Below are 13,187 nucleotides of genomic sequence, written 5' to 3' on the forward strand. Positions count from 1 at the left end.
CTGCAGATATGGGCAGCAAAATAGGGCCATGACTGAAATGATTGCAGCGCTTGCGATGTATGACTGGCCCGAGATGCGGGCCGAGACCGACGCCGAATGGGCGCGTCTGCGGGAAGCCTTTCGTGCAGCAGGTCTCAATGCGCCGGAGCATCTCGTCCGCCGCAACGCCGACATGCCGTCGGTGCCCGGTGGCATTATGGACGCCGAAGGCAATGTCGTGGCGCCCGATCCGGCGACGCTGCCGTCTGACGAGCTACACTTGCCCACGCTCTGGCATCATCCCGCGCTGCTCTTCACCCAGACCTGCTGGGGTCCAATGGAATTGTGGCTGGCGCCGCATGTGCGCGTGGTCGGCCAGCCCGACTATTCGGCCTTTGTCGGTGGGAGGGGCGAGTTCTATTCGAGCGCCATCCTGATGCGCGCGGGCGGCGAGGCGGACGCGGCTCCCTCCGAAGACGGCACACCCTCCATTCCCTTCGATCTCATCCGCGGTAAGCGCCTTGGCTACAACAGCGACGACTCCATGTCCGGTATCATCGCGCTCACGCGCGATCTGGAGGCCGCGGGTGAGGGCCTCGACCTGTTTTCCGAACTGGTCGAAACCGGCGGCCACCGGCTGTCGATCGTCGCGGTTGCCGAAGGGCGGGCTGACGTCTGTGCCGTAGATTGCCGGAGCCTTGCGCTGGCAAGGCGTTTCGAGCCGGCCGTGGCCGGGCTGCGGGTCGTCGGCTGGACCGGGCTGCGCAAGGGCCTGCCCTTCATCGTGCCGGCCGGCATGCCGGACGAGACATTTGCGAAGCTGCAATCCGCGCTGAAAGCTTCAGCTCAGCCGGCCATGAGCCTTGCGTCCAACGGATAGCTCGACAGCTTCTCGTTGCCGGAGCCGGTGATCAGCACCTGCTCCTCGATCTTCACGCCCTCATGGCCGCCGAGGCGGCCGATATAGCTTTCCACGCACAGCACCATGCCGGGCTCGAGCTCGCCGTCCGGCGTGTCTGCCGTCCAGTCGGACGCATGCGGCAAGGTCGGATATTCGTCGGCAAGCCCGACGCCGTGATAGAGCACGCCGTAGCGGGCGGGAAAGCAGTCCGGCGGCGGCACTTGCGAGCGCTCGACGAGATCGCGGAACGAAACGCCCGGTTTCATCAATTCGGTGTTGTGGGCGATCTGGTCGGCGGCGATGCGGTAGAGGTCGCTCTGCTCGTTGCTCGGCTGGCCGTCGCCGCAGAGCCATGTGCGCGACAGGTCGGCGCAGAAGCCATAGGGCCCTATGAGATCGGTATCGAAAGCGACAAGATCGCCGGCTTCGATTACGCGCGACGAGCATTCCTGGAACCAGGGATTGGTGCGCGGGCCGGAAGCCAGCAGCCGCGTCTCGATCCATTCGCCGCCGCGCGCGATATTGCCACGGTGCAGCTCTGCCCATAGCTCGTTTTCGGAAATGCCGGGCTTCAGTGCGGCTTCCATTTCGCCCATGGCCGCCTCGCAGGCCACGATGGAGCGGCGCATACAGAGCAGTTCGTCGGGCGATTTGATGAGGCGGGCATTTTCCATCACCGCCTCGCCACTGCCGACCGTAACCCCGAGCCGGGCCAAGGCCTCGACACCTTCGTGATCGAGATGGTCGACGGCGATGCGGCTGTTGCCGCCGCCATGCTCGCGCACCAGATCGGCGATCCCCGCCGCCCAGCGCCGCACTTTCATGTCGGTCAGCTCGCCGCTGTAGAGATACATCCACGACACCGCCGGCCGGACTTCATCCACGACGCCCGAATGGTCGGAAAGATGCTCGCAGGAAAAATAGTCGAACAGCACCACCGGCCCTTCGGTCGCAACGAAGCAGTGGCGCGTCGGGTTGTGCGCGACCCAGAGCTGCATGTTGGTGGAGTCGGTCGCGTAGCGGATATTGACGGGATCGTAGAGCAGGGCGCCCGCATAGTCGCGCCGTTTTAATTCGGCGCGAATGCGCTCCAACCGGAAGCGCCGCATGGCCGGCAGGTCAGGTGCCGGGATACCGGCCTCGCGCCATTCGCGCTCGGCCACTTCGCCGTAACCCAGCGCATGCTGGTTGAGCGCGGCCGCCTTGTCGCGCGCAGCGGCACGCAGATCCTCAACGGAATCGGGCGGTGAAGCACCTCCGCCGCCCGGTTCGAATGGCATGATCTTGCGGTGCCGGCCGAAAGTTCCAGAGGTCCGGCCGGTCATCGTCATGGTTTAACCCCGCATCTTTTCGCCGGCCGGGTCGAACAGCGGCAGCACATTGATGCGGGCAGGGCGACGCTTGCCCAAGATCTCGATCTCGAACTGGCCTTCGCTCTCGTTCTCGGCAAGGGCTGCGGGCACGTAGCCCTGTGCCAGCGACTTTTCGACATAGTGCGCATAGCCGCCCGAGGTGACCCAGCCCACCACGCGCCATTCGCCATCGACGATGCCGCGGATGCTGGAATCGCCTTCATCGGCAGCCGAACCGCGCGCTTCCTTGCCCATCTCGTCAAAGCGCGGCGCGCCGTAGCCGTGGGGCTTCTCCACGGTGCCGAAATCGACCGAGACCTTGGCCCAGATCGGCTCGTCGCCCATCACGTCGGCGTCGAGTGCGTCGACGATGAAAGACACGCGGCGCAGTTTTGGACCCTTCGCCTGCTCCTTCGCGGCTGCCTCGCGGCCGATGAAGTCGTTCTTCTCCATGCGGATGAAGCGGTCCATCGAGCCTTCGAACGGCCCGTAAATCGGCCGCAGCTCGCGGAACCAGGTCGGGAAATTCTTTTCCAGACGCATGGACAGCAGCGCGCGCATGCCGAAATCAACGATGCCGAATTCCTCGCCCGCCTCCTTGATCGCCTTGTAGACGAGGCGCTGATAGGCCGGCTGCATCCAGATCTCGTAGCCAAGATCGCCGGTGTAGCTGATGCGGTTGACCATGCAGGGCGCGCCGCCGACGGCCATCTCGCGATAGTCCATGAAGCGGAAGCTTTTTGTAGAAACGTCTGCATCGACCAGCTTGGCGAGCAGCGCCTGCGCGCGCGGGCCGGCAATCGACAGGCCCACCAGCGTCTGGTCGAACCGGTGGATGCGCACCGAACCGTCCTTGGGCAGCTGACTCTCGATCCAGCGCATGTGGTACTTCTGCGCCGCCGACGAGCCCCAGATCATGAAGCGGTCTTCGGCCGCCTTGGCGATGGTGAAGTCGCCGATCAGCTTGCCGAATTCGTTCAGCATCGGGGTCAGCACCAAGCGGCCGGTCTTCGGCATGCGGTTGGTCATCAGCCGGTTGAGGAAATTCTCGGCGCCCGGTCCCGCCACTTCGTACTTGGCGAAGTTGGCGATCTCGGTCACGCCGACGCGCTCGCGGGTGGCGCGCACCTCGTTGCCGATATGCTCGAAATCGTTGGAGCGGCGGAAGGAGACGATGTCCTTCGGCTCGGTGCCCTTCGGCGCGAACCAGAGCGGCGTTTCCAGACCCCAGCTGTCGCCCATGACGGCGTTGTTGGCGACCATAGTGTCGTAGAGCGGGGTGGTCTGCGCGGGCCGGGCAGCCGGCAGTTCCTCGTTGGGGAAGCGGATCGAGAAGCGGCGCGAATAGTTTTCGCGCACCTTGGCGTTGGTGTAGCGCAGCGTTGCCCACTCGCCGTAGCGCGAAACGTCCATGCCCCAGACATCGAATCCCGGATCGCCATGCACCATCCAGTTGGACAAGGCGAGGCCGACGCCGCCGCCTTGGCTGAAGCCGGCCATGACCGCGCAGGCGGTCCAGTAGTTGGTCAGGCCCTGCACCGGACCGACCAGCGGGTTGCCGTCGGGCGCGAAGGTGAATGGGCCGTTGATGATCTGTTTTATCCCCGCATTTGCAATGCCAGGAAAATGCTTGAAGCCGATTTCGAGCGACGGCGCGATGCGGTCGATGTCGGGCTGCAGCAGCTCGTGGCCGAAATCCCACGGCGTGTTGACCGGCGACCAGGGCTTGCAGGCCTTCTCATAGGTGCCGAGCAGGATGCCGTTGCGCTCCTGGCGCGTGTAGATTTCGCCCTTGAAATCGAGCACGCCGACCAGCTCGCGGCCGGTCGACTTGTTGAATTCCTCCACTTCCGGCATCGGCTCGGTGAGGAGATACATGTGCTCCATGGCCAGAACCGGCAGTTCGAGGCCCACCATGCGACCGACTTCGCGCGCCCACAGGCCGCCGCAGTTCACCACATGCTCGGCCTTCACCGTGCCCTGTTCGGTGATGACGTTCCAGGTTCCGTCCACCTCCTGCGTCAGTTCCTTGACCGGATTGCGCAGCACGATCTCGGCGCCGAGCTTCTGGGCTGCCTTCGCATAGGCGTGGGTGGTGCCGGAGGGATCGAGATGACCTTCGACCGGGTCCCACATGGCGCCGACGAAATTCTTCTCGTCCATCAGCGGGAACATCGCCTTGGCTTCGGACGGCGTGATCAGTTCGGTGTCCATGCCCAGATAGCGGCCCTTGGCGTGAGCCAGGCGCAGGAAGTCCATGCGCTCGGGGCTGTCGGCCATCATGATGCCGCCGGTCAGATGCAGCGAGCAGGACTGGCCGGAGACCTCCTCCAGCTCCTTGTAGAGCTGCACCGTATAGGCCTGGAGCTTCGCGACATTGGGATCGCCGTTCAGCGTGTGGAAGCCGCCGGCCGCATGCCAGGACGAGCCGGAAGTCAGCTCCGATCGCTCGATCAGCATGACGTCCTTCCAGCCGGCGCGGGCGAGGTGATAGAGCACGGAGCAGCCGACGACACCGCCGCCGATGACTACAGCTTTTACGTGGGATTTCATGGTGTTGAGGCTCTCAATCTAATGGAGTGAGTCAGTATGTGGCAGACCCCGTGATTTGGGATCAGAGGGTCGAGTTGGTGTCAAAAATCCGTCGGTGCGCCGCCTTCGGCCTTGCGCTTTTCCACGAAGGCGTCGAGTTCCTCGCGGATGGCCGGGTCGATCGCCGGTTCCTCGTAGTTCGCCAGGCGCTCTTTCCAGACCCGATTGGCCTTCTCCACCGCCGTTGGCGCGCCGGCCTCGGTCCAGGTCTCGAAGTTGCGCCAGTCCGAAATCACCGGCGCATAGAAAGCGCTCTTGTAGCGCGCCTGCGTATGGGCGGTGCCGAAGAAATGACCGCCGGGGCCGACATCGCGGATGGCGTCGATGGCAAGCGCATCCTCCGACACGTCGAGCGGGGTCAGGAATTCAGCCACCATCTGCAACAGGTCGATGTCGAGGATGGTCTTCTCGTAGGAACAGGTCAGGCCGCCTTCGAGCCAGCCCGCGGCGTGCTTGATGAAGTTGCCGCCGCCCTGGATGCACCCCCACAGCGAAAACACGCTCTCATAGGCGGCCTGCGCATCGACCGCATTGGCGGCGCAGACATTGGAGGTGCGGTAGGGGATCTTGTAACGCCGGGCGAGCTGGCCACCAACGAGCTGGGCCTTCATATATTCCGGCGTGCCGAAGGCGGGCGCGCCCGACTTCATGTCGACATTGGAGGTGAAGCCGCCATAGCCGACCGGCGCGCCTTTCCTCACCATCTGGGTGAAGGCAATGCCGGCGAGCGCTTCTGCATTCTGCTGCACCAGCGCCCCGGCCACGGTGACGGGCGCCATCGCGCCGGCCAGCGTAAACGGCGTGACGATGACGACCTGCCCGTGCGAGGACATCTGGATGATGCCCTCCATCATCGGAATGTCGAGCTTCAGCGGCGAGTTGGTGTTGATGATGGTGAGCAGGGATGGCTCTTCCACGAACTGCTCCATCGGCACCCCACGGCCGATGCGGCAAATCTCGATGCCGTCGAGGTTGCGCTCCTTGCCCAGCGAATAGGCATGGAAAGCCTTGTCGGTCAGAAGCACGAAGTCGCGCAGGCATTCCAGGTGGCGGATCGAGGGATGCAGGTCCACTGGCTCGACCGGATAGCCGCCGGTGACGTGGAGGATGTTGTGCATCTGGCCGAGCTTCACCAGATTGCGGAAATCCGGCTGGCTGCCCGCCCTGCGGCCTCGGTCGAGATCGGAGCAATTGGGCGCCGACGCCATCTGCGAGAAGACGAGGTTGTTGCCGCCCAGGCGCACATTGTGCGCGGGATTGCGCGCATGCAGCGTGAATTCCGGCGGCGCGTGCGAAATCAGTTCCATGATCATGTCGGCGTCGAAGCGCACGCGCTCGGAGCCTTCGCGCACATCGGCGCCATGGCGCTTCATGATCGCCCGGGCCTCATCATGCAGCACGTCGACGCCGATTTCCTTCAGCACGCGCAGCGAGGCGAGGTGGATTGCTTCGAGCTCGTCGTCGGAGACGATTCGCGTGGGCTCGAACGGAATGCGCAGTTGCCGGAACGGCAGTTGGTCGAAGCCCGTCGAGCCGCCCGCACGTTTGCCCGCACGGCCGCCACGGCGGCTGCGGTCGGTCGCGAGAACCGGTTCTGCGGGGTTGAGGGCAGCGGTCATGGTGAGCCTCATGGCATAGCGAAGATGGTCGGCATAATGGACCGGGCGGACATCCTTGATTGCGGATGCGACGACCATTAGCGCAAGCAAAGCGACATGCCGGGGGTGTCTGGACCGCGATCCCTCCTGTCAGCTAGATGTGACGCGCCGGAAACCGGAGGGCGACGCACAGAGCGTCACCGGCGAGGCAATTCGCATGCGTGGGGAGGGGTTCATGAACATCGTTCGCAATGAGGCCGAGCTGTCTGCGGACGTGCCGTGGGTGCCCATCCTCGGCGTCATTGCCACGGTGTCGGTCTTCGCCATTGCACAGGGCCTCAGCTATCCGCTGTTCACTTTCCTGATGCAAAAGCAGGGCATGCCGCCGGCACTGATCGGCCTGTCGGCAGCCATGACGCCGCTCGGCCTGATCGCTTCGGCGCCCTTCGTGCCGTGGCTGGTTCAGAAGGTCGGCGCGACCCGCATCGTCGTCAGCTGCGCTCTGGCGGCGGGCGCTCTGTTCCTGCTGATCGGCTATTTGCAGAATGGCTTTGCCTGGTTCCTGCTGCGGTTCCTGGTCGGTGTCGCCATCGATCCGCTCTATGTGCTGAGCGAGGTTTGGATGCTCTCGCTTGCGCCGCCGTCGCGGCGCGGCCGGCTGATGGGCATCTATACCGCCATCATCGGCGCTGGCTTCGCGGCGGGGCCATTCAGCCTCATGATGGTGGGCACCTCCGGCTGGCCTCCCTTCGCCATCGGCATCACCGCCTTCCTCACCTGCGCCCTGTGCCTGACATTCGTTGCGCCGCGCCTGCCGTCCATGTTCGACGGCAATGGCCACACGCCGCTGTCGGGCTTTGTCCGGCACGCGCCTGCGCTGCTTCTGGCCGTCGTCGTTTCCTCCGCTTTCGAACAGAGCGCCTTTGCACTGCTGCCGGTCTATGGCGCCAGCTACGAGATTCCGGAGCGCGTCCTGGCGGCGCTGCTCGCCACCATGGTCGCGGGCAACGTCGCGCTGCAGATACCGCTGGGCCTGCTCGCCGAACGCTTCACCGCCCGCGCCGTCATGATTGCCTGCGCGGTGGCGAGCCTCGCGGGCGCTGCCCTGCTGCCGGTGCTGATCGAGACGCCGGCGATCTGGCCGATGCTGTTCGTGCTCGGCGCCGTTTCCTATGGCATCTACACCATGGCGCTGATCGAGCTCGGCAACCGTTTCAGCGGCTCGATGCTGGTGGCGGGCAACGCCGCCTTCGGGCTGATGTGGGGGCTGGGCGGCATTGCCGGTCCGCCCGGCGCGGGCAGCGTGATGCAGTTCGTCGGCATCCAGGGGCTGCCCGTCCTGCTGGGTGTTCTTTGCGTGGTGCTGATCGGATTTGCCGGCCTACGCGCCTGGCAGCGCCGAAACGAGACTTGAACATCGGGCCTCGCCTCGTCTAGATTTGAGCCATGGTTCAACGACGCATGTCCTGCGCGCTTCTGGTTGTTGCCGTGACGCCTTCGCCGCGTACACGGCACACCGAGCTTTTGCGCCTGTGTGCCCGCATCGGCTATTCGCCGCCGTCCTCCTTCAGCTGAAACATTACGCCCGGCCTTGCCGGAATGATTCAACTGGAATGGATAAACCCATGACTTACCAGAACTTTTCGCTTTCCCAGCTGCAGGCGATCGACGCCGCGCACTATCTTCACCCGTTCACCGACCATAAGGACCTGCGTGCGTCCGGCGCGCGCATGATCGTGCGCGCCGACGGCCCGTTCATCTATGATTCCGAAGGCCACGCGCTGCTCGACGGCATGGCCGGCCTGTGGTGCGTCAATGTCGGCTACGGCCGTCACGAGCTGGCCGAGGCCGCCTATGAGCAGATGAAGGAGCTGCCCTACTACAACTCCTTCTTCCGCTGTGCGACGCCGACGCCGGTACTGCTGGCCAAGAAGCTGGCCGAACTCGCGCCCAAGCACATCAACCAGGTGTTTTACGGCTCGTCGGGTTCGGAATCGAACGACACGGCCCTGCGTCTGGTGCGCCACTACTGGGCGCTCGAAGGCAAGCCCGAGAAGAACATCATCATCTCGCGCAACATGGCCTATCACGGCTCGACCGTGGCAGCGACGTCGCTCGGCGGCATGAGCGGCATGCATGAGCAGCTCGGCGGTGCCGTGCCCAACATCAAGCATGTGATGATGCCTTATGCGTTCGAGCTGGCGCTGCCCGGCGAGAGCGACCACGACTTCGGCCTGCGCGCGGCCAAGGCCGTCGAGGATGCCATCCTCGAAGCCGGCGCCGAAAACGTCGCTGCCTTCATCGGCGAGCCGATCATGGGCGCCGGTGGCGTGAAGATTCCGCCGGCAAGCTACTGGCCGGAAATCCAGCGCATCTGCCGCAAGTACGACATTCTGCTGATGCTGGATGAGGTCATCACCGGCTACGGTCGCACCGGCGAGTGGTTTGCCGCCCAGTCGATGGGCATCGAGCCCGACACCATCACCACCGCCAAGGCGCTCACCTCCGGCTACCAGCCGCTGTCGGCGCTGCTGGTCGGCGACCGCATCTCCAAGACGCTGGTCGAGAAGGGTGGCGAGTTCTACCACGGCTACACCTATTCGGGTCACCCGGTGGCCTGCGCCGTGGCGCTGAAGAACCTCGAGATCATCGAGAACGAAGGCCTGGTCGAGCGCGTCAAGAACGACACCGGCCCGTATTTCGCAAAAATGCTGCAGGAGCGCATCTCCGGCCACCCGCTGGTGGGCGAAGTGCGCAGCTTAGGCCTGATGGGCGCGATCGAGATCGTCAAGGACAAGGCGACCCGCGAGCGCTTCCAGCCGGAAGGCAGCGCGGCCGTCGTCGTGCGCGACCATGCGATTGCCCAGGGCATGATGATGCGCGCCACCGGCGACTCGATGATCCTGTCGCCGCCGCTGATCTGGACCCGCGAGACCATCGACATGGCGGGCGACCGCATCGTCAAGGCTCTCGACCTCGCCTTGGCCGACCTCAGCAAGGCCAAGTAAGGTCTTTTTCAACGCGGGCGCGGATATCCTCCGCGCCCGTTTCGCATTCGGGAGGCGGTGGAGGCCGAGTTCTAGCAGCGCGGCTGAGTGCTCCTGCGGAACGGACCCTTGTCCGGCGCGTTGGCGGTGAGGCTGTCCGTCATCGCGAGGCGCTAGATGAAGCCCTTTATCTCTCCCGACGACATGCGCCGCAGTGCGGCCATCGCATTCGATCTGATGCTCGCGCCAATGGTAATCGCCATGCGCTTGCCGCTGATGGCCAAGGAGACGCGTGACGGCAAGCTTGTCGGCGCCGAGGCGTGGCGGGCGATTGTGGAAAAGAACGCTGCCCTGGCCGAAGGCATTTGGGCCGCGCAGTTTTCCTTGATGCGTTCGGCTACGATTTTCTGGTTCGACGTCTTTGCAGGCCGGAAACCCTCGCGACCGGCCGGAGCCATAAGTCGCTCGGCGCAAGCCGCGCTGAAGCCGGCAAGCAGGCGCGTGAAGGCAAATTTCCGAAGACTCTCAAGCAAGCGGTAAAGTAGCTGACTGGCTGCCCTGCTGCGATCCCAAAGGCAAAAACCGCGTCTTCCGTTAGGCGGAAGAGCACGGCTTTGCCATTGATACGCATGGCCCTTCGCGACCCCGATACGCTGCGAAGGTAACGGCTCCGGTACGCAATACCTGATCCGGAGCGTGCGGCGGTTTGCGATCCCGCCTGCACACCGTTCTACCCGGACATTGTTACCGCGTGGTTAGCGAGAGCTTAATTAAACCTAAATTTGTAACTTTTTCCGGCTGTTCGGCTAAGAACTTCCTAAAAGACTTACTTAGCCGCGCCGCGCAGGAAGTTGATGATGCCGGAGAAGTCGACGCCGCCCTGGCCTTGTGCATTGAACAGGGCGTAGAGCTGCGCGGCCTCCGCGCCGAGTGGCGTGACCGCGCCCGACGCCTGTGCCGCTTCCTGCGAGAGCTTCAAATCCTTCAGCATCAAGGCTGCGGCAAAGCCGGGCTTGTAGTCGCGGTTGGCCGGTGAGGAGGGCACGGGGCCGGGCACCGGGCAATAGCTGGTCAGTGACCAGCACTGGCCGGACGAGGTGGACGCCACGTCGAACAGCGCCTGGTGGGAGAGGCCGAGCTTTTCGGCCAGCACGAAGGCTTCGGCCACGCCGATCATCGAAATGCCGAGGATCATGTTGTTGCAGATCTTGGCCGCCTGGCCGGCGCCGTCGCCGCCGCAATGCACGATGCGCCCCGCCATGGGTTGCAGGATCGGCTCGGCCTTGGCGAAGGCTTCGTCGGAGCCGCCCGTCATAAAGGTGAGGGTGCCTGCCGCCGCACCGCCGGTGCCGCCCGATACCGGCGCATCGACGGAAGGCAGACCATGCTTGGCCGCAATCGCATGCGCCTTGCGCGCCGATTCCACATCGACGGTGGAGCAGTCGATGAAGAGGGCGCCTTTGGCGGCTTTCGGAGCGATGTCCTCATAGACCGATACCACGTGCTTGCCGGCCGGCAGCATGGTGATCACGACCTCCGCATCCTTCACCGCCGCGTCGGCATTTGCCGTCACTGTCACGCCATGCTCGCGCGCGGTGGCCAGGTTTTCGGCGATCAGGTCGAAACCCTGCACCTTGTGCCCCGCCTTGACGAGGTTGGCGGCCATGGGGTTGCCCATATTGCCGAGGCCGATGAAGGCGATGGTGGTCATGTCGGTTTTCCTCCGGATAGTCGCAAGGGAATAGGGGAGTAAGGGAGTAGGGGAAAGGCTCGATCCTACTCTCCTGTTTCCTTACTCCCTTCCAATCAGTGCCCTCGCGATGATAACGCGCATGATCTCGTTGCTGCCTTCAAGGATCTGGTGCACGCGCAGGTCGCGCACCAGCTTCTCCACGCCGTAGTCGTGCAGATAGCCATAGCCGCCGTGCAGTTGCAGTGCCTCATTGGCGACGTTGAAGCCGGTGTCGGTGACGAAGCGTTTTGCCATGGCCGACCATTTGCCGGCGTCGTGCGCCTTTCGGTCGAGTTTTGAAGCGGCGGTGTAGAGGAAGATACGCGCCGCCTGCAGCTCCGTCTCCATGTCGGCGAGCCGGAATTGCAGCGCCTGGAATTGGTTGATCGCCTGGCCGAAGGCCTTGCGGTCGGCGGTGTAGGCAAGCGCCTTTTCAAGCGCCGACTGCGCGCCGCCCAGCGAGCAGGCGGCGATGTTGAGTCGGCCGCCGTCGAGCCCTGACATGGCGATACGGAACCCGGCACCTTCGTCGGAGAGCAGGTTCTCAGTCGGCACCTTGCAGTCCTCGAAGATCACCTGCCTTGTGGACTGCATGTGCCAGCCCATCTTGTGCTCCTGCGCGCCGAAGGAGAGGCCGGGCGCGTCCTTGGGTACGATCAGCGTCGAGATGCCTTTTGGGCCTTCCTGGCCGGTGCGCACCATGGTGACGTAGATGTCGCTGTCGCCCGCGCCGGAAATGAACTGCTTGGCGCCGTTCAGCACATAGTCGCCGCCGCTTTTCACCGCACGCGTCTTGAGCGCCGCCGCGTCGGACCCCGAGCCCGGTTCGGTCAGGCAGTAGCTTGCCAGCCATTCCATGGAGGTGAGCTTGGGCAGGAAGCGCTGGCGCTGCTCCTCATTGCCGAAAGTGTCGATCATCCACGCGCCCATATTGTGGATGGAGATGAAGGACGAAAATGCCGGGCAAGCTTTCGACAGCGCCTCGAATACCAGCACGGCATCCAACCGCTTCAGCGCCGAGCCGCCGACATCGTCGCGCACATAGATGCCGCCGAAGCCGAGCTGGCCCGTCTCGCGGATCACGTCGGCGGGGAAATGGTGGTCGCGGTCCCATTCCAGCGCATGCGGCGCCACGCGGTCCTGCGCGAAAGCGTCGGCCATTTCCTGGATGGCGCGCTGCTCCTCATTGAGTTCGAACTGGCCGGCTGACGGATCGGTGGAGGCGTCCATATGTCTGCTCCCTGGTATTCCTCCGACGCCGGAACGCCGGCTGGCCTGTAGGCGTCGAAAATGTTCGCTTTGCCGCAGGACCCGCACCTAAAAGTCTGCGACTTTCGCGGCTCGGGTCTAGGCATGCTGATCAATCTAGACCAATGATGCCCCCGCGCAACCCGACCTTGTGCGAAGCGGCTGTGCATTTGTGGAAGTCGAGGTGTGCAGGTGACGACAATTTTTGACGAGCTGCTGGGCAGGTTCCGCGATGCCCTGGCGACGGTCGAGGACGAGCGCCTGCACGACTTCGCCGCGACGCTCGACTGGTCGATGCCGCGGCGCCCGCTGGAGCCGAACGAGCTTGCCTGCACGCGTCTTCTCGACCGCACCACCAGTTTGGCGCCCGAATCATTCCGTCCGCTCGCGACCTTTGTCGCAAAGCATCGCCACGAACTACGCTGGGGCCAGACCTACACGCCGGCCGATTTCGGCCAGAACTTCATCGACAATTACGGCTGGCTGGAAGTGTTCGGTACGCGCGGCCATTTCGCCAACGATCATATGGCGGGCGGGCTTCTGGTGCTCGGGCCCGACATCGTCTATCCCGACCACCATCATCTGGCCGAGGAAATCTACATCCCGCTCACCGGCGGCACGGAGTGGCGCAAGGGTGAGGGCGGTTTTGTGCCGCGCGCGGCGGGCGAGCTCATCCACCATCCTTCCAACGTCAATCATGCCATGAAGACCGGGGGCGAGCCGCTACTTGCGCTCTATCTGTGGCGCGGCGGGCCGCTGGCCGCGCGCTCCACCATCACCGGCAAGACGGAGTAGACG

General features: G+C 64.2%; 10 protein-coding genes. 5 read left to right on the top strand and 5 right to left on the bottom strand.

All coding sequences use genetic code 11. The features are described 5' to 3' along the window. Nucleotides 1-28: 28 nt before the first annotated feature. Nucleotides 29-859, top strand: coding sequence for a phosphate/phosphite/phosphonate ABC transporter substrate-binding protein (locus C7I85_RS01640; protein WP_106722203.1), 831 nt, complete (start codon nt 29-31; stop codon nt 857-859). On the opposite strand, the gene C7I85_RS01645 is transcribed toward C7I85_RS01640, so the two are convergent. The 3 genes from C7I85_RS01645 to C7I85_RS01655 form a co-directional block, all read right to left on the bottom strand. After that, complete coding sequence (locus C7I85_RS01645; protein ID WP_106722581.1) at nt 826-2,205, bottom strand: M24 family metallopeptidase; 1,380 nt, start codon at nt 2,203-2,205, stop codon at nt 826-828. The genes C7I85_RS01640 and C7I85_RS01645 overlap by 34 nt on opposite strands. A gap of 9 nt (nt 2,206-2,214) precedes the next feature. After that, nucleotides 2,215-4,785: a GcvT family protein gene (locus C7I85_RS01650; protein WP_106722204.1), complete on the bottom strand. Its 2,571-nt coding sequence runs from the start codon at nt 4,783-4,785 to the stop codon at nt 2,215-2,217. Nucleotides 4,786-4,865: 80 nt separating this feature from the next. Then, nucleotides 4,866-6,443 carry a trimethylamine methyltransferase family protein gene (locus tag C7I85_RS01655; protein ID WP_106722582.1) on the bottom strand — a complete coding sequence of 526 codons (1,578 nt, stop codon included), beginning with the start codon at nt 6,441-6,443 and terminating at the stop codon, nt 4,866-4,868. 214 nt (nt 6,444-6,657) lie between these two features. On the opposite strand from C7I85_RS01655, the gene C7I85_RS01660 reads away from it, so the two are divergent. From C7I85_RS01660 to C7I85_RS01670, 3 genes are all read left to right on the top strand, one after another. After that, nucleotides 6,658-7,836 (top strand): MFS transporter, encoded by a 1,179-nt coding sequence (locus C7I85_RS01660; protein ID WP_106722205.1) that lies wholly within the window; start codon nt 6,658-6,660, stop codon nt 7,834-7,836. A gap of 211 nt (nt 7,837-8,047) precedes the next feature. After that, entirely contained in the window at nt 8,048-9,430 is a 1,383-nt protein-coding gene (locus C7I85_RS01665; protein WP_106722206.1) for an aspartate aminotransferase family protein, read from the top strand. Nucleotides 9,431-9,586: 156 nt separating this feature from the next. Then, nucleotides 9,587-9,949 (top strand): hypothetical protein, encoded by a 363-nt coding sequence (locus C7I85_RS01670; RefSeq protein WP_106722207.1) that lies wholly within the window; start codon nt 9,587-9,589, stop codon nt 9,947-9,949. A gap of 286 nt (nt 9,950-10,235) precedes the next feature. On the opposite strand, the gene mmsB is transcribed toward C7I85_RS01670, so the two are convergent. Together mmsB and C7I85_RS01680 are read right to left on the bottom strand one after the other, a co-directional pair. Beyond that, nucleotides 10,236-11,120, bottom strand: coding sequence for a 3-hydroxyisobutyrate dehydrogenase (gene mmsB / locus C7I85_RS01675; protein WP_106722208.1), 885 nt, complete (start codon nt 11,118-11,120; stop codon nt 10,236-10,238). Between the two features lie 81 nt (nt 11,121-11,201). Next, nucleotides 11,202-12,371 carry an isobutyryl-CoA dehydrogenase gene (locus tag C7I85_RS01680; protein ID WP_106722209.1) on the bottom strand — a complete coding sequence of 390 codons (1,170 nt, stop codon included), beginning with the start codon at nt 12,369-12,371 and terminating at the stop codon, nt 11,202-11,204. 210 nt (nt 12,372-12,581) lie between these two features. Here C7I85_RS01680 and C7I85_RS01685 point away from each other — a divergent pair, with 210 nt between their 5' ends. Further along, on the top strand, nt 12,582-13,184 hold the full coding sequence (locus C7I85_RS01685) for a dimethylsulfonioproprionate lyase family protein (protein ID WP_106722583.1): 603 nt from the start codon (nt 12,582-12,584) through the stop codon (nt 13,182-13,184). Nucleotides 13,185-13,187 lie beyond the last annotated feature (3 nt).

The sequence above is a fragment of the Pseudaminobacter soli (ex Li et al. 2025) genome, assembly GCF_003012705.1.
In the GTDB taxonomy this organism is placed as follows: domain Bacteria; phylum Pseudomonadota; class Alphaproteobacteria; order Rhizobiales; family Rhizobiaceae; genus Pseudaminobacter; species Pseudaminobacter soli.

Bases quoted from the DNA above. Each gene is read 5' to 3' on its own strand.
- C7I85_RS01640 (WP_106722203.1), top strand. From the start codon at position 29: ATGACTGAAATGATTGCAGCGCTTGCGATGTATGACTGGCCCGAGATG.
- C7I85_RS01645 (WP_106722581.1), bottom strand. From the start codon at position 2,205: ATGACCGGCCGGACCTCTGGAACTTTCGGCCGGCACCGCAAGATCATG.
- C7I85_RS01650 (WP_106722204.1), bottom strand. From the start codon at position 4,785: ATGAAATCCCACGTAAAAGCTGTAGTCATCGGCGGCGGTGTCGTCGGC.
- C7I85_RS01655 (WP_106722582.1), bottom strand. From the start codon at position 6,443: ATGACCGCTGCCCTCAACCCCGCAGAACCGGTTCTCGCGACCGACCGC.
- C7I85_RS01660 (WP_106722205.1), top strand. From the start codon at position 6,658: ATGAACATCGTTCGCAATGAGGCCGAGCTGTCTGCGGACGTGCCGTGG.
- C7I85_RS01665 (WP_106722206.1), top strand. From the start codon at position 8,048: ATGACTTACCAGAACTTTTCGCTTTCCCAGCTGCAGGCGATCGACGCC.
- C7I85_RS01670 (WP_106722207.1), top strand. From the start codon at position 9,587: ATGAAGCCCTTTATCTCTCCCGACGACATGCGCCGCAGTGCGGCCATC.
- mmsB (WP_106722208.1), bottom strand. From the start codon at position 11,120: ATGACCACCATCGCCTTCATCGGCCTCGGCAATATGGGCAACCCCATG.
- C7I85_RS01680 (WP_106722209.1), bottom strand. From the start codon at position 12,371: ATGGACGCCTCCACCGATCCGTCAGCCGGCCAGTTCGAACTCAATGAG.